Origin of the sequence: Sphingobacterium populi, assembly GCF_001586775.1 — a bacterium.
Classification (GTDB): domain Bacteria; phylum Bacteroidota; class Bacteroidia; order Sphingobacteriales; family Sphingobacteriaceae; genus Sphingobacterium; species Sphingobacterium populi.
Genome location: NZ_LQXS01000002.1, coordinates 62,254 through 78,074, shown reverse-complemented (window position 1 = coordinate 78,074; position 15,821 = coordinate 62,254). Strand labels below are relative to the sequence as shown.

Genomic DNA, 15,821 nt, shown 5'->3' with positions numbered 1-15,821 from the left:
AAGGTAACTTATTAGAATTGATACCGCACCGAAAATCCGAAGGTATCAATAATTCGAAAACTAGATGATTGCAAAAAGTCGAAATAAGGCTTAATATCTAAAGAAACCGCTATGGGCGTCGTTGGAATATTGTATTCTACACCAGCAATACCATCTACACTCAAGGCCAATTCTGAGTTGCGTGCGTGAAAATTCACAGTACCATCTGGTTGTTGTGATTGAAATGCTTTTGTGGTATATGAGCCAATACTACCACCATATCCCCAGTACCAGCTAAAATCCTCGTTAATAGGCTGGTGATACTGGTACAATCCGACCAATCGAAATCGGCTCGATGTGGAGTTACTTTGTACACTCAAAATTCCTTCTACAGCATTCACATCATTCAACGCGTACCGATAATTAAAACCCGTCGCGCTTCCAAAACGTAAACCCGCAGCGTGTTGGCTTCTAAGTTGAGCATAAGTACTGCCCGAAAACAAAAATATGCATGTTAATAAGAGATAAAATTTCGTGATGTATTTCATAGTAAAGTACTATATTAATTGTTTTTGCGATTATACGAATGTTTCTGAAACAAGAATGCAAATTTAACGTTATTTCACTTTTAACTGATGTTAAATTTTATTTTTTTAAGCAAAAAACACTAACTTAGTAAACATACTTAGGCCACAAATTGTTATAAACCAAAAATTTACTTCCCACAGCCATGAGCGAATTTAAGCGTATTTTTGACATTATTCACAACTACCGTGATCATTTTGCAAAACCGATCATGGTAGGTGGTAAAAAAGGTGATTCCTGGAAAACAATCTCTACTTCCGAGTTTATCGAGGACATGGATTCCATTAGCAAAGCTTTAATTGCGAAGGGCGTGCAGAAAGGAGATCGTATTGGTTTGATGTCTGGAAATAGACCCGAATGGAATATGATTGATTTCGCATCAAATCAAATTGGTGCTGCAATTGTTCCGTTCTATCCTACCCTATCTCCCAAAGATCTCGCCTTCATCATTAAAGATTCTGAGGTCAAGATCTTATTTGTTAGCAATAATGATTTGTTAGTGAAGATTGAGGAAGCTATCAAAGATGAAAATTTGTCTGTCGATCTTTACACGATAGATGACATTCCTAATAATACTACACTGAACGATCTAATCGCCCTGGGTAGACAACAGGAAATAGACCTTCGCCCTTACAACGAGGCGGTCGATGAAGAAGACTTGCTTACCTTAATCTATACTTCTGGAACCACGGGTACACCAAAAGGTGTTTATCTATCTCACAAGAATATTATTAGCAATGTCAAAGGCTGTCAACATCTCGTACCTGATGACTGCAAGAAATCCATCAGCTTTTTGCCGCTATCGCACATTTTTGAGCGTATGGTAGTTTATCTCTATTTTTCTCGCGGCATACAGATATGGTACGCAGAGAGCCTAGATAATATCGTGGTTGATATAAACGAAGTAAAACCACAATTTTTCACCACCGTCCCTCGCGTGCTAGAAAAGGTATATGATAAGATTGTCGCTAAAGGAAAAAGCCTCACTGGGGTTAAAAAAGCATTATTTTTCTGGGCGTTAGAATTGGGTCATCAATACCAAGAGCCGGCTAAAAATTCAATGTGGTATAATTTCCGACTTGGTATCGCTCGTAAGTTGATTTTTTCTAAATGGAAAGATGCTTTAGGTGGAGAAGTAAAATTCATTATATCTGGTGGCGCAGCATTGCAAGAGCGATTGGCGCGCGTATTTTGGGCGGCCAATATCCGAGTACTTGAGGGATACGGACTTACAGAAACATCGCCCGTGATCTCTGTCAATTCTATGAAGGACACTGGCGTTAAATTTGGCTCTGTCGGCAAGGTACTAAGCAATCTCGATGTCAAAATCGCCGAAGATGGAGAGATTTTAGTAAAAGGGCCAAGTATTTCTAAAGGATATTATAAGAATGAGAAAGCGACAGCCGAAGTATTCGATGAGCAAGGTTTTTTCCATACAGGCGACATTGGTGAGCTGACCTCTGACGGCTTTTTACGTATAACGGATCGCAAGAAGGAAATGTTCAAAACCGCTGGTGGGAAATATGTGGCTCCACAAGTGATGGAAAACAAATTAATGGAATCTCCGTTTATTGGTCAGGTAATGGTCATTGGGGAAAACAGACGCTTTCCGAGTGCATTGATAATTCCAAATTTTGAAGACCTTGAAAAATGGGCTAAACATAAAAATATTTCTTTCTCATCCAGAGAAGAGTTGATAGGCCAAAAGGAAGTTCTTGAAAAATACGATCAAATTGTAGATAGTGCTATGACGAAGTTTGGTAAATGGGAAAAGGTTAAAAAAATCGAATTACTCCCTGAAGAGTGGACCATAGACAATGGCGAACTAACACCAAAACTGAGTTTAAGACGCAAAGTGATCTTGGAGAAAAATGACAAATTAATAGAAAAAATCTATGCTAGCGAAGAATAGCTTGTGCGCACCTTAATAACCTGATCTAGTCAAAATATAATTATTAAATCTTCAGGTTTATGTTGCAAAAAATTAAAGAGTATTTCAAGTTAGTGTACGATGCTGCTATGGGTTTTGTGGAGCACGATTGTTTAAAGATGAGTGCAGCACTTTCGTATTACACCGTGTTTTCTATAGGTCCATTGGTCATGATCCTGATTTGGACACTTGGCTTCTTTTACGGAAATCAGATCGGTGGTAGCGATGGTGCACAAAGCGAAGTGATGGAGGAGCTTACTGCATTATTTGGCGCCGATATAGCCGTGATGTTAGAGTCTGCTATTCAGAAAATATCTGAAGATTCGAAATCAAATATCGGGTTTGTCATCGGTATAGGAACATTAATCTTCACTTCTACTACGATATTCGTCAACATACAACAATCTATAAACACGATCTGGAATGTAAAACCAAAACCAAAAAAAGGGTGGTTAAAGATGATTGTGAATCGATTACTTTCATTTTCTATGATTTTGGGGTTAGCCTTTTTGCTAATGGCTTCTTTAATCCTCAGTAGTATCATAGGCCTATTATCTACCGAGATTGGCAATACTTTCTCTTGGATAAATATTGATCTGATTTCGTGGGTGAATACCGCTGTAACATTTGTAGTAATAGCCACCTTGTTTGGATTTATTTTTTCTGTACTCCCTGATGCGAAAGTGCGATTCAAAGATATCTTGGGCGGTGCGATTTTTACTGCATTATTATTTATGCTTGGTAAATGGGGTATTTCTATGTACCTAACTAATAATGCGACCGCCAGTGCATTTGGTGCTGCTGGCTCGATCATTATTTTATTAAGTTGGGTGTATTATACTTCTGCGATTATCTTTTTTGGAGCGGAGTTTACAAAACGGTATGCCATACGTTATGGCAATGGTATCCAACCTTCATCATTCGCGGTGGTTATCGAACAAACGGAGTACGAATACGACCCAGATACGGGCCAAAGAGAAAAAATTGAAAAACAAGATAACGAATAAATAAGAGAGGGCCTATTTTATAAAATAGGCCCTCTCTTATTTATTTTATTAAGCGCTACTGTTATAGCTTTCGAACTTCGCCTGTGATAGCATCTACTTCAATAACATCTCCATCGCTCAACTCATCCAGTAATCCTTCAATCGATACTATTGTTGGTACATTCATTTGCCGAGCCAAAAGGCAAAGTGGATTCCAAATCGTCCCTCGTTGTATCAATAATGCAGCTGCTGACACGAGGTGTTTTTCCAACTGCACGTTAGCACATTGTGTCACTAAAATCTCTCCTTCGGCCAATACAAAAGTTTCCTGACTATCCCATACACGAACAACACCTTGAACTTTGCCAAGACAGGCTACTAAACCTTGTATCCTTTCCGAGTAATTCGCTTCGTTTTCGAAAACAGAGAAATCATTGCTTTGATACGGTATGCCATATGTCGCAATCTGACTTGCAATAGGCGGTGATATTTGAAACCTTTCGTATTCTTCTTTTCGAACACCTACAAGCGCATTAATATCAGTTGTGATACTTCTGCCTTCGATAAAGTCAAAAATCTCTTCCTTACTCAAAAAATGAATATCGCTTTCAAACTCTAATATTCCCTCTTCCGCTAATCGTCGGCCTATTGCTGAAAACATCCTTAAAACGACGTTACAAAATTTCTTATAATCATAATCGAACTCTTCCTTCATCCGAAGCAGGGTGCGACTATCATGCAAAACTTTGTGATACCACCACCTTTTCGCCGGACGTCGTCGCAGGTGTTGCTCCATCTTTTCTTCTGCGCTAGTTTGGATCTGAGATTCTATCTGTCTAGCATGATCCAGATCGCTTATATGCCGGTGCAAAAAACTTTGCAATGTAGCGATCAGCTCAAGAGGAGCGTGATCTTTCTGATTGATTGCCGAGCTTTGCAATATGTCGTCATAGCCATCAATTTCAAGAAAGTACTTTTCAATAACATGCCGCAAGGCCACGGTTTCTTCTTGAGTGTCGTGTTGAATAAAGTGCCAAATTTGCTGCTTTTGCTCTGTTTCAAACAGAGCCTTTAATACGGCAGATGATTGGATTTTATGTGCAATTTCTACCCTGCGATGTAGTGGCTGCATGCTTGGTAGTGCACTAGAATCTGATAACAAATCAGTTGCCAAGCTATGCTTATTACCAATTGACAAGGACATGGTTTGTTGCTGCAACCAACCAAAGTATAGTTGAAAAAAGAAATCGGTCTGAAACGGTATGTTCCATCTAGTCAACACAGTGCGTTCTAACTGTAAATACAACTGCATGAGTTCATGAGCGCTTTTTGTCTGCCAGTCCATATACTGATACCGATGAAGCGTCTTTTCGGAGTACTTCCTGAACTCTCCAACTTTGCGGTGCAAAGCACGATATCGCTTATACATCTTCCCGGTTAATAGCACCATATTCCACCAAGCTTCATTGGTCGATCCTTTATAGACATCAGAAGTATCAAAACGGTACGTGGTCTGCTGTACTTTTGGCACAAAGTGCACATTCACTCGATTTTCAGGCAGCATGGCATCCAAAGTTTGCTGTACGCGCACATTACTATACAACCGACCTTGAATTAGTCCGACACTAGTAGAAAAAAACGCATTGTATCGCTTAATCATTCTTTTGGATGCACCAAAGAATGAAGCTCGATTTTTTTGATGCGCTTCCATATAGGTTTTGACACAAGAGAATGTTAAAGGCGTGATTACTCCGCCAAAGTTTTGCGAAAAGTTGGAATTGTCCCAAATAGTATACTCTCCTGAGGTATCTTTTAACTCGTCTAAACGGTAAATTGGCTGCGCTTGCAAGATGTGGAGATGTTCGTCATGTATCGCAAATTCGAGCTGATAGAATTGTTGATTCTCCATCCGCAGATCATCGAGCAGTTGTGATAATGTCACGAGGTGTTCATCTGCTACGGCTTGGTCATGCTGATGTATACGTGGCACCTGCTCCATATCAATGCTGCCATCTGGCTGAATAACTGCGCGCTCTCTTTTACGCTCAATTTGGCGATCTATCCCTCCTGATGCGAGGATATACGTGTCTGTCTGCGTATTTTCGGCATATCCGCTTATTCCGAAAACGGCCGAGATTAATTTTTCTTTGCGACTGCCGCGAGTCGGATGAAGTCCGAAAGCCAAACCGGAAGCGTGGGCATTTACGACCTTTTGGATAATCACAGCAATCCCCAAATTGGGAGCTAAGCGGTGCGTAGCGCGATAAGACAATATTTCATCCGAGAAGATCGAGCGCCATACGGCTTTAATTTTTTGTAAAACTTCAGCACGAGGAACGATTGCAAAACTTTCAAATTGATTATCAAATGCAGTTTCATGTCCCTTCTCGATCCACGCAGAAGGGCGTACCATGAAATGCGTATCTGCAGGAAATAAGAGAGCTAGCTCTGCTTCGACTGAAGGAGGGAAAACGTAACTATCCAACGCTCGTATCAAATCTCCTGTATTGGAAAGTGAGGATAGATTTTTAAATGCTTCGGCCATAAAATCTGCCGGAAGCACTACCCACCGAGGCACATTTACATCAAATTGTTGCAACTTGAAGAGCTCCTTTGCTTTTTCGCCAATTGCAGGGTGCGTGACGTAGTGCGTCTGACTGTCTTGTATGAAAATCATGTGGGTTAATTAAATGTACGTACAAGTGTTTTATCATCCTCATACAAAACTCCATCACCAAATAATAAGCCAAAATTAGAAAACGCAAACCGTTTGCTAGTCACTTTCGTTATAGAATCCTAATAGCTTTACTATTCAAACTTTTAAAGTTCTGTATTGTTATTATTTTGTTCCACTAATATTCAGCTGATATGACAAAATACTTGCTAAGCTTTTATTTACTACTTGTTGGCACGACTAGTATTTATGCTCAACACGATCGTTTGCGAGGTGTATATAAAATGGAAAAAGGTGATGCACACGTCTTATGGCTATTCGTAGATGGATACAGTTCAATGATTCATTACACAGATAAACAATACCTATCCACTACAGGCGGTCCGTTCTCCCTCGATGGCAACACAATTAGCGTACAAACTGAATACAATGATATAGACTCATCATCGGTTGGTAAAACCGTTCGCTATGAAATAAAATGGGAAGGTGAAAATCTAAAAGATCAATCCAATAATATCTGGACAAAGCAAACTAATAAAGCTGCTCCATTGGATGGCCTTTGGCGCATTACTGGAAGGCAGCAAGATGGTGAAATGACAACGATGAAACTGGGAGATCGCAAGACAATCAAACTGTTGGTAGATGGTCATTTTCAATGGTTGGCCATCAATCCCGCACAAGCAGGGTTCTATGGCACTGGCGGAGGCCAATATACATTTCAGAATAAAAAGTACACCGAGCATCTGATGTTTTTCTCCCGCGACAATACGCGCGTAGGTTCTTCCTTAAAGTTTGATGGAGAAATAAAGGACGGAGCTTGGCATCATCAGGGTATGAGCTCCAAGGGAGATGATATTCATGAAATATGGTCGAAAGAAACAAAATAAAAAAAGAGCTATATAGCTCTTTTTTTATACGTTAAATAGTTCCGAGCTGAGATAACGATCACCTCTATCGCATGCGATAAACACGATAACACCACGATCGATTTCGTGAGCGACTTGCAAAGCGGCATGAAATGCGCCACCTGTACTCATACCCACAAACACTCCCTCATTTGCCACTAATTCGCGTGTACGCCTCGTGGCGTCCGCTTGATCGACGTCGATAATTCGATCTACTCGCGATGCATCAAATATTTTGGGCAAATATTCTTGTGGCCATCGGCGAATCCCCGGAATAGACGAACCATCAGTTGGTTGGCAACCAATAATCTGAATATCCGGATTCTTTTCTTTGAAGAATCGTGAACAGCCCATGATAGTACCAGTCGTGCCCATAGCGCTCACAAAATGTGTAATCTGTCCGTTGGTATCTTTCCAAATTTCTGGTCCAGTTGTTTGATAGTGTGCTTTATAATTATCCTCATTAGCAAATTGGTTCAGCATAAAATAATTCGATTGCTGAGCCTTCTCTTCTGCATAATCACGACTTGCCTCCATAGAATCCATCAAGATGACCTTTGCACCAAAGGCTTCCATAGTGAGCACACGCTCGCGTGTGGAAGTCGATGGCATGACCAATTCGATCGGCACCTTGTACATAGCAGCAATCATAGCGAGGGCAATGCCTGTATTGCCACTAGTCGCTTCTATCAATGTAGAGCCTTCCGAAATATCGCCGCGCTCTAATGCCGAACGAATCATATTGAGCGCTGCCCTATCTTTGACCGATCCTGCGGGATTGTTGCCTTCCATCTTGGCGTAAATATGTACCTCTGGATTGCTATGAAATGCAGTGAGCTTTACGAGTGGCGTGTTACCAATTGTTTCAATAATAGAACCCATTATAAAATCGGTTTGGAGTCAAAAAATTTCATATTTGGTTGATGATATACTGTGGTATACGGCTCTATACTGCTCGTAAGCCACACATTGCCGCCTACTACAGAGTGATGTCCGACACGCGTATCTCCACCTAAAATCGTCGCACCAGCATATATTATAACATGATCTTCAATGATCGGATGGCGTTGTTTGCCTGCGAGCACTTTTTCTACACTCAATGCGCCCAAGGTTACGCCTTGATATAATTTGACATGATTGCCAATGACTGTGGTTTCACCGATAACAAGGCCCGTACCATGATCTATGTGAAGATACTCACCAATAGTCGCACCTGGATGAATGTCGATTCCGGTACGTTCGTGTGCATATTCGGTCAAAATTCTTGGAATCAAAGGTAAATCATACAACCACAACTGATGTGCCATGCGGTACATACACATTGCCAAAAAGCCAGGATAAGTGCGTACCACTTCGTGCAAGTTCTGAGCTGCAGGATCGCCATCCAAGATAGCTTGCGCATCGGTAAGCATGAGGTCATACAGCTTTGGTAAGCTATCAAAGAATTTGGACACAATAGCCTGATGATCACAGTTTCCACATTCTTTGCTGCCATGTAAAATATCGAAAAACTCATTTTCTAATTGTTTGAAGTGAGCTTTCAACACCGCTAGAGAATGCATTCTCTTTGGATTTCGCTCTGGAAAGAGCAATCGAAAGATATCTCGCGCCCACTCCCAGATCCGCACATTGCTTGGCATGTTTTGCGCTTCTTGCTGTTTAACAAATAAGTGCTGATAAAATTCCTCTTCCATTTCCCTGATCTTAACTACACAAATATACCTTTTTAATCTATGATCCTTATAGAACTAATCGATTAAATAACTGCTGTAAAGTCTCCGCCGGATCGCTTGATAATCCTACATGTACTGGCGCGCACTGTATCCATGTGCTACGATTGGCAGTAATCCAGCGCACACGCTCGGCTTGTTCCAGTTGAGCTAATTGTCCGGCATCGCGATCGCCCGCACAAATTTTCTGTAATGAAGTGAGATGCGCCTTCAAATGTGCGATATCCGCTTCCAAACATATGCATTTACATTTTGTATCATCTACTGCCCATCGGATTTGTGCATAGCGCTTACGTTTGCAATACAACAAAATGCCTACATTAATAAATTCTTCGCGCTCTACCCTGGGTACAAAACGAATTATCGAATACTCATATTCTACCTTCACGCGCTTGCTCAATTTGTTTCAAAAATACAGCCGATTGTTTTGCTCTTTGCACTAAAAAAGTGACGTACACCTGCCTCACTTCATCTGCCGAAGCGGTTCGCCCTGTTTCCTCCAGCCATTCGTCTGGTACGGCAGAGAGTATTTTCCAAAGATTGTCTTCGGTAAATAGATCGCGAAATTGCTGATCTACCTGCTGTACCTGCGTGGCATATCGTAGGAGTACGTGATCTTTGATTTGTACAAAAGGTTTGGCGACTTGATCTTCCCAGTGATCCCAGTTGTGATGAAAATAAAGTGATGCACCATGATCTATTAGCCATAGCTCGTGATGCCACACAAGCATGTTGGTATTGCGCACGGTACGATCCACATTCATAGTAAGGGCGTCGAGCCAAACAATTTTTGAGGCTTCCTCTTCTGAAACCTGCTCCACATTAGGATCAAAAGTGATTGCACCGTTCAAATAATGTACACCAAGATTTTTACCGACGCTGAACTTCAAAAGGTCTTGAATTTCTTCGTCTGGTTCGGTTCGGCCAAATGCTTCGTGTAATTCTGCAAATACCATTTCTGGCATTCTTAATCCCAGCCAACGCGTGATTTCGCCAACAATAAGCTCGGCCACTAATACTCGTTTGCCTTGCCCCGCTCCGCGAAACTTTATAACGTAGCTGAAATCGTCATCGGCATCTACCAGCGCGGGTAGCGATCCACCTTCGCGAAATGGCATCACATAACGCACGATTTCTACATTGCGTATCTCCGGCTTTTGTATATTCATGTAGTAATGTCTGTATTTTTGTAACAAATCTATGCAAGTTAACAGCTCTTTTTGCCACACGAGGGCTTCATGTTAACGCAGCATCTTACGAAGATAATTATTTCCAGAAGATTAAGCTTCGACAGTGCAAATCGACGCTGTCTGAGCACGAAATCCTTTGTGAGAGAATAAATACTATTCGTATATTGTTTCTTACTTTTGTATAACGCTTATCAGTAGCGAACATAACATATGGACACAAGCATCGAGTACAATCAGATCATAGATCATTGCCGCACATTATTTATAAAAAAAACGATTGATTACGGGACTTCGTGGCGCGTCATGCGCCCAACTTCGATTACCGATCAGATTTTTATAAAAGCACAGCGCATACGAACGTTAGAGGAAAAGCAAGTTTCGAAGGTAGGCGAAGGTGTGGTGGATGAGTATGTAGGGATCGTCAATTATTGTGTGATCGCGATGATCCAACTGGATCTGGGTGTTGCCGGAAATCTTGATTTAGACGCCCGCGAGACGGAACGTAAGTATGATGAAAAAATCCGACAAACGCGTGAACTCATGTTGGCCAAAAACCATGATTATGGTGAAGCTTGGCGAGATATGCGGCTATCTTCTTTGACGGACTTGATCCTCACCAAACTACATCGCGTCAAGCAAATTGAAGATAATAACGGGCAAACTTTGGTATCCGAAGGTTTGCAAGCCAATTACCAGGATATGCTCAACTATGCCGTATTTGCGTTAATTAAATTAGATTTACCTTCTAAATCATTGTAATGATGAACTCGACTACGATGTATACTTCTTCAGCATCACACCAAAAGCGTCCAAATTGGGCATTAACAATATCCCGTTTTTTGGTAGGATGTCTATTTATCTTTTCTGGACTGATAAAAGCGAATGATCCAAAAGGCTTTGGCTACAAATTGGAAGAATATTTTAAGGTGTTCAATCTATCTATGCTGGATGAATACAGTACTTGGATTGCAATCGTCATTTGTGCTTTCGAAATCATACTAGGAGCATTGCTACTGTTAGGGTTGGCTCGCAATAAAGTCAGCTGGGGTTTACTGCTTCTAACTATCTTCTTCACCTTTCTCACGTTTTATTCAGCATTTTTTGAAGTGGTCAGTTCGTGCGGTTGTTTTGGCGATGCCATTCCATTAACGCCATGGCAATCTTTCCTTAAAGATCTTGTCTTGCTGGGGTTAATTTTGATAATTGTACGATTCAGGCATCAGATAAAGCCGTTGATTAAAAGTAGATTTAGCAATAACCTTCTTACGATCCTCATCATAATAGTATCTTTCGGTGCGGGGATTTATACAATGAATTTTCTACCAATAATAGATTTCCTGCCATACCGTGAAGGTAATAATCTACCGCAGCAAATGGAGATTCCCGAGGATGCCGAACCAGATGTTTACGAACATATTTATACGTTGAAAAATAAAAGTACTGGAGAATCCAAAACCGTCAGCGATGAAGTTTATATGAACGAAAAAATCTGGGAAGATGAAAATTGGGAGATCATTGGCGATCCTAAATCCACGTTGATTAAAAAAGGTTTTGAACCAGCGATTGCTGATTTGATTATAAGTGATGCAGAGGGCAACGATGTTACGCAAGAAATTTTGACCAATCCTTATTTTAACTTCGTCGTGGTGAGCACTGATGTTACCAAATTATCTTCTGTCGATCTTTTAGCACTTGATCGGATTAATACGACCATTCGCGAAGTATCTGAAGATTATCCAATCCGGGCAGTATTACTTACCGCGAGCTCATCGCAAAATGTAAATTTTATAAACGATCAGTTAAACTTAGTTTTGGAAAGTTTCAACGCCGATTTAGTACCCTTAAAAAGCATGGTACGCTCCAATCCTGGCGTAATGCTGATGCAAAACGGAACCGTGATTAAGAAGTGGTCCAAACATACTTTCCCTAGTAAGGAACATTTAGAATCCCAATTTCTCAATAAACAATTTACACCTACGGCAAACTAAGCATGTCAAAACCGATTTTCATTGTAGGCTTTATGGGGAGTGGAAAAACGACCTGGGGCAAAAAATTAGCCAAAGCGCTTGACCGCACTTTTATAGATCTAGATGAGGTATTGGTGCAACGCATTGGCATGACCATACCACGATATTTTTCTCTTCATGGGGAAGAGGATTTTAGGAAATTAGAAAGTCAAGTATTGAAGGAGCACAATCTTCAGGATACGCTGATCTCGACAGGCGGTGGCACACCCTGCTTTTATGACAACATGGATTGGCTTTTGACACATGGTACGGCTGTATATTTGAAACATAGTCCAAAATCACTTTGGGCTCGTCTCAATGCTTCTGATGTAGCAAAGAGGCCTGCTTTGAAAGGATTGACTGGTAATGAACTACTGGAATTCATTACAGAAAAATTGGCAGAAAGGTCACCATTTTATGAACAATCTCAAATTCAAGTGGATCAAATACATACAAGCATTGGTGATTTAACACAACAGTTAAATAAACTGGATTAACTTCCGAAAAATTTCAATAAATACCTGTTTTTTTATTTCACTATTAGGTTAATTATTCCTTTTAGAAAGAAGTGATGCATACTATGGCATAATAGTTGCACACATGTGAATCGTAACTAAATTTGTATATTATGAAAAAAGTTTTATTATCTGGATTACTTACAATTGCTGTAGCGTTAGGATCATATGCTCAGCGTATTGAAACCATACCTCAAACTTCTGAAAATGTAGGCATGGAACCTATTCGTCAAGGCAACTGGATGGTAGGTGGATCTGTTGGAAGCCTTGGCTATAGCTTTGAAGGCGAAAGCTTCAACATCCAATTGAACCCGCGTGCTGGTTATTTTATCTCTGACGGAATTGCTATTGGTGCGCAAGCAGCATTAGGATTACAAACGGTTAGCGGAGATGGAGACAACGTATGGAACTACGGTATTTCGCCATTCGTTCGTTATTATTTCCCAGAAGGATCTAGTTCAACAGGTCGCTTCTTCGGTCATGGTAATGTAGGTATTGGCGGTTCATCACGTGGTGACGGTGCTTCCTTCGAAGCTGGTATAGCTGGCGGTTACGCTCACTTTATCACTAGAAATGTGGCTCTTGAGACTACTTTGGGATACAACTACAGCAAAGCTAACTTGAACTCTGCCGGTGGTGCTAGTGGTTTAGGTGTTTCTTTGGGATTCCAAATTTACCTTCCAGGAAACCGTCGATAATTTTTTGACGCTACACAAAATTTAAGAAAGGCTGCTGAACATTCTGTTCAGCAGCCTTCTTTTTATTATGCTTTTTTCATGCTGCCAGAATTCTGAAAACGCAGGTGCCAGCTAAAGGCTTCTTCCAACAAATGCGGTGTATGCCCCCCACGCTCGCATGCGCGATCAAAATAGGATTGCAACTCTTCACGATAATCTGGATGCGCGCAGTGATTTATAATTTTCTGCGCGCGTTCTCTTGGTGCTAATCCGCGCAAATCTGCCAATCCAACATCAGTAACCAAAACATCGACATCGTGCTCCGTATGATCGGTATGCGATACCATCGGAAGTACATGAGAAATTAGATTCCCTTTAGACGCGGCTTGTGTTACGAAAATACTCAAATAGGCATTCCTTGCGAAATCTCCAGAACCACCAATACCATTCATTATCTTGGTACCGCCCAGATGCGTAGAATTGACGTTGCCATAAATATCAAATTCTATCGCCGTGTTGATGGCAATTACTCCTAAGCGACGAATCAAGCCAGGCGTATTGGAGATATTTTGTGGACGCAGCACAAATTTGTCGCGATAGCGCTGCAAATTGCCAAAAACACGGTCATAGCATGCTTTTGACACTGTTACGGATGATGCTGACGCGAAACTCAATGTACCGCTATCGATCAGATCAAAGGTACTATCTTGTAGCACTTCGGAAAACATCGTCAGGTCGTAAAAATTGCTATCCTTAAAGCCCATCAGTACGGCATTCGCCACCTTACCAATACCAGCTTGAATCGGCAGCAAACGATCTGTCAGATTACCAACACGTACTTCCTGCTCAAAGAACTCTAAAATATGCTTCGCAATGGCAGATGTTTTCTCATCTGGATCCGCGATATCGGCGGGGCTATCTTGTACATCTGTAAAGACAATACCGACCACTTTTGCTGGATCAAGAGCAATAGTCTTTCTACCAATTTTGTTCCACGGTGCTACAATCGGTATCACATTGCGATGCGGATAATTTTCGGCCTGATAGATATCGTGAATACCATAAACACTTTCAGGTACAGCTGTATTGATTTCCAAAATGACTTTGGAAGCCAAAGCTGCAAATGCTACGGAGTTGCCAACCGATGTAGTCGGCACAATACTTCCATCACGATCAATATACGCCACCTCGATTACTGCTACATCTGGTCTTAGTTGCTGATGTAATAGCTCTGCACTTTCGCTGAGATGCTGATCAATAAATAGTACTTCGCCAGCATTAATCTTATTGCGCAAAGTGCGATCCACTTGAAATGGCATTCGCTTGCTCAACACGCCCGCTTCTGCCAATTTGCCGTCGGTATCGTGGCCTAGCGATGCGCCCGTGATTAATGTGATTTTAAAAGGTTCTCTTTTCGCTTTCTCTGCCAAGGCTGGCAACACGGCTTTGCTATCACCTGATTTGGTAAATCCGCTGGCACCTACGATCATGCCATCTTCAATAAATTCGGCAGCGGCTTCGGCACTCATTACTTTGTCTCGAAGACTTTCCAGTTTGATACGCTCTATCATCGTTTGTACTATTTTTAATATGTGTAAAAGCCCCCTATTTTCTAACTACCGAAATAGGGCGGAACTATCTAAATTTACGCAATTAGTATTTAATTATCTTTTTGCGAACGCATGATTAACATCTCGCAATAACACTTTGACTTTTTCGAATACTAAATACTGCCTACTATTGAACTGGAAGACGTATCATGTGAGCTTCATTTGATAAATCCAACTAAAAAAGGGATATTTAAGCCTAGCAAAAACCACCGTATGACAAACAGCTATGTGAATAAGTACTATATCACCGAGGTAGATCTTCAACCTGATAGTATTTATTGTCATCATGCCGTGATGGGTGAAGAGTTCATTAGCGAACATGATCATCGCAAGGGGCAATTTCTGTATACGGAGGGTGGAATGGTTTTTTTAAAGACAATTGAAAAATCCTATTTTCTTCCTGCAAGGCATTACATCTGGATTCCGCCGGGCGTGAGACATAGCATTCATCCCAGTAGTCCAGAAGTAATTATGCGCAATCTGTATTTCCCTACTTTCGATACAGACGGCGACTTTTTCAAGCAAGTGGGCATTTATCCGGTAACCGACCTGTTGATGGAACTGATCATGTACACCAATCGCTGGAATGGAAATATACTACCATCGGACACCATAAATTATACCATCGCAAAGTCTTTTAAATTACTGTTACCAGAACTTTCTAGTTCTAATTTATCGCTTTCACTACCCTATCCCAAAAACGTTAAGCTGCGAGAAATGGTAGCGTATCTGGAAGAGCACATTGCCGAATTAGTCAGTTTTAAGGATTTGGCAAATAGGTTTCACTTCAGTGAGCGCACCTTGGCTCGTTTGTTTCAGAAAGATCTGGGTATGTCCTTCATACAATACTATACTATTTTGCGCATGCTCACTGCCTTAAAATACTTACTAAACGACAAAATGAGCGTACAACAAGTAGCTGCGCGCGTGGGCTATAGCAGCCTTCCTACGTTTAGCAATACATTTTATAAAATTGTAGGTGTGCGACCGAGCGAGTACGTCAAAAACAAAGAATCTATTATTTAATACATTAT

The 15,821-nt window shown here is 41.0% G+C and carries 15 protein-coding genes; 8 read left to right on the top strand and 7 right to left on the bottom strand.

Going from position 1 to position 15,821, the window contains the following annotated elements; genetic code table 11:
* Positions 1-11: 11 nt before the first annotated feature.
* On the bottom strand, positions 12-527 hold the full coding sequence (locus tag A0125_RS04630; RefSeq protein ID WP_066752933.1) for a hypothetical protein: 516 nt from the start codon (positions 525-527) through the stop codon (positions 12-14).
* Between the two features lie 182 nt (positions 528-709).
* Between A0125_RS04630 and A0125_RS04625 the strand changes: the two genes are divergently transcribed.
* Complete coding sequence (locus A0125_RS04625) at positions 710-2,476, top strand: AMP-dependent synthetase/ligase (RefSeq protein WP_066752930.1); 1,767 nt, start codon at positions 710-712, stop codon at positions 2,474-2,476.
* Between the two features lie 59 nt (positions 2,477-2,535).
* Positions 2,536-3,501: a YihY/virulence factor BrkB family protein gene (locus A0125_RS04620; RefSeq protein WP_066752927.1), complete on the top strand. Its 966-nt coding sequence runs from the start codon at positions 2,536-2,538 to the stop codon at positions 3,499-3,501.
* 61 nt (positions 3,502-3,562) lie between these two features.
* Here the strand turns inward: A0125_RS04620 and A0125_RS04615 are convergent, their stop codons facing one another.
* A complete protein-coding gene (locus A0125_RS04615) occupies positions 3,563-6,157 on the bottom strand; it encodes a PEP/pyruvate-binding domain-containing protein (protein ID WP_066752924.1) in 2,595 nt (864 codons plus the stop codon).
* Between the two features lie 191 nt (positions 6,158-6,348).
* Here A0125_RS04615 and A0125_RS04610 point away from each other — a divergent pair, with 191 nt between their 5' ends.
* Positions 6,349-7,041: a hypothetical protein gene (locus A0125_RS04610; RefSeq protein WP_066752922.1), complete on the top strand. Its 693-nt coding sequence runs from the start codon at positions 6,349-6,351 to the stop codon at positions 7,039-7,041.
* A gap of 24 nt (positions 7,042-7,065) precedes the next feature.
* Here the strand turns inward: A0125_RS04610 and cysM are convergent, their stop codons facing one another.
* From cysM to A0125_RS04590, 4 genes are read right to left on the bottom strand one after another with little or no spacing between them, the layout of a single operon-like run.
* Positions 7,066-7,941 (bottom strand): cysteine synthase CysM, encoded by an 876-nt coding sequence (cysM, locus tag A0125_RS04605; protein WP_066752919.1) that lies wholly within the window; start codon positions 7,939-7,941, stop codon positions 7,066-7,068.
* Complete coding sequence (locus A0125_RS04600) at positions 7,941-8,753, bottom strand: serine O-acetyltransferase (protein WP_066752915.1); 813 nt, start codon at positions 8,751-8,753, stop codon at positions 7,941-7,943. Before A0125_RS04600 ends, cysM begins: the two co-directional genes overlap by 1 nt.
* A 46-nt stretch (positions 8,754-8,799) precedes the next feature.
* Positions 8,800-9,177, bottom strand: coding sequence for a DUF3037 domain-containing protein (locus tag A0125_RS04595; RefSeq protein WP_066752912.1), 378 nt, complete (start codon positions 9,175-9,177; stop codon positions 8,800-8,802).
* On the bottom strand, positions 9,161-9,958 hold the full coding sequence (locus A0125_RS04590) for a HipA family kinase (protein ID WP_066752909.1): 798 nt from the start codon (positions 9,956-9,958) through the stop codon (positions 9,161-9,163). The genes A0125_RS04595 and A0125_RS04590 overlap by 17 nt, the downstream gene beginning before the upstream one ends.
* A gap of 231 nt (positions 9,959-10,189) precedes the next feature.
* Here A0125_RS04590 and A0125_RS04585 point away from each other — a divergent pair, with 231 nt between their 5' ends.
* The 4 genes from A0125_RS04585 to A0125_RS04570 all read left to right on the top strand — a co-directional run bounded on the left by A0125_RS04585 (position 10,190) and on the right by A0125_RS04570 (position 13,198).
* Positions 10,190-10,738, top strand: a complete 549-nt coding sequence (locus A0125_RS04585; protein WP_066752906.1) for a DUF1599 domain-containing protein — start codon at positions 10,190-10,192, stop codon at positions 10,736-10,738.
* Positions 10,738-11,967: a BT_3928 family protein gene (locus tag A0125_RS04580; RefSeq protein ID WP_317038798.1), complete on the top strand. Its 1,230-nt coding sequence runs from the start codon at positions 10,738-10,740 to the stop codon at positions 11,965-11,967. The genes A0125_RS04585 and A0125_RS04580 overlap by 1 nt, the downstream gene beginning before the upstream one ends.
* Positions 11,968-11,969: 2 nt before the next feature.
* A complete protein-coding gene (locus A0125_RS04575) occupies positions 11,970-12,482 on the top strand; it encodes a shikimate kinase (protein WP_066752903.1) in 513 nt (170 codons plus the stop codon).
* A gap of 131 nt (positions 12,483-12,613) precedes the next feature.
* Complete coding sequence (locus A0125_RS04570) at positions 12,614-13,198, top strand: hypothetical protein (protein ID WP_066752900.1); 585 nt, start codon at positions 12,614-12,616, stop codon at positions 13,196-13,198.
* 65 nt (positions 13,199-13,263) lie between these two features.
* Here A0125_RS04570 and A0125_RS04565 read toward each other — a convergent pair whose 3' ends face one another.
* On the bottom strand, positions 13,264-14,748 hold the full coding sequence (locus A0125_RS04565; RefSeq protein WP_066752897.1) for a succinate CoA transferase: 1,485 nt from the start codon (positions 14,746-14,748) through the stop codon (positions 13,264-13,266).
* A 252-nt stretch (positions 14,749-15,000) separates the two neighbouring features.
* On the opposite strand from A0125_RS04565, the gene A0125_RS04560 reads away from it, so the two are divergent.
* A complete protein-coding gene (locus tag A0125_RS04560; protein WP_066752894.1) occupies positions 15,001-15,813 on the top strand; it encodes an AraC family transcriptional regulator in 813 nt (270 codons plus the stop codon).
* The last annotated feature ends 8 nt before the right edge of the window (positions 15,814-15,821 follow it).

Coding starts and splice junctions, on each gene's coding strand:
- A0125_RS04630 (WP_066752933.1), bottom strand. CDS start 527: ATGAAATACATCACGAAATTTTATCTCTTATTAACATGCATATTTTTG.
- A0125_RS04625 (WP_066752930.1), top strand. CDS start 710: ATGAGCGAATTTAAGCGTATTTTTGACATTATTCACAACTACCGTGAT.
- A0125_RS04620 (WP_066752927.1), top strand. CDS start 2,536: ATGTTGCAAAAAATTAAAGAGTATTTCAAGTTAGTGTACGATGCTGCT.
- A0125_RS04615 (WP_066752924.1), bottom strand. CDS start 6,157: ATGATTTTCATACAAGACAGTCAGACGCACTACGTCACGCACCCTGCA.
- A0125_RS04610 (WP_066752922.1), top strand. CDS start 6,349: ATGACAAAATACTTGCTAAGCTTTTATTTACTACTTGTTGGCACGACT.
- cysM (WP_066752919.1), bottom strand. CDS start 7,941: ATGGGTTCTATTATTGAAACAATTGGTAACACGCCACTCGTAAAGCTC.
- A0125_RS04600 (WP_066752915.1), bottom strand. CDS start 8,753: ATGGAAGAGGAATTTTATCAGCACTTATTTGTTAAACAGCAAGAAGCG.
- A0125_RS04590 (WP_066752909.1), bottom strand. CDS start 9,958: ATGAATATACAAAAGCCGGAGATACGCAATGTAGAAATCGTGCGTTAT.
- A0125_RS04585 (WP_066752906.1), top strand. CDS start 10,190: ATGGACACAAGCATCGAGTACAATCAGATCATAGATCATTGCCGCACA.
- A0125_RS04580 (WP_317038798.1), top strand. CDS start 10,738: ATGATGAACTCGACTACGATGTATACTTCTTCAGCATCACACCAAAAG.
- A0125_RS04575 (WP_066752903.1), top strand. CDS start 11,970: ATGTCAAAACCGATTTTCATTGTAGGCTTTATGGGGAGTGGAAAAACG.
- A0125_RS04570 (WP_066752900.1), top strand. CDS start 12,614: ATGAAAAAAGTTTTATTATCTGGATTACTTACAATTGCTGTAGCGTTA.
- A0125_RS04565 (WP_066752897.1), bottom strand. CDS start 14,748: ATGATAGAGCGTATCAAACTGGAAAGTCTTCGAGACAAAGTAATGAGT.
- A0125_RS04560 (WP_066752894.1), top strand. CDS start 15,001: ATGACAAACAGCTATGTGAATAAGTACTATATCACCGAGGTAGATCTT.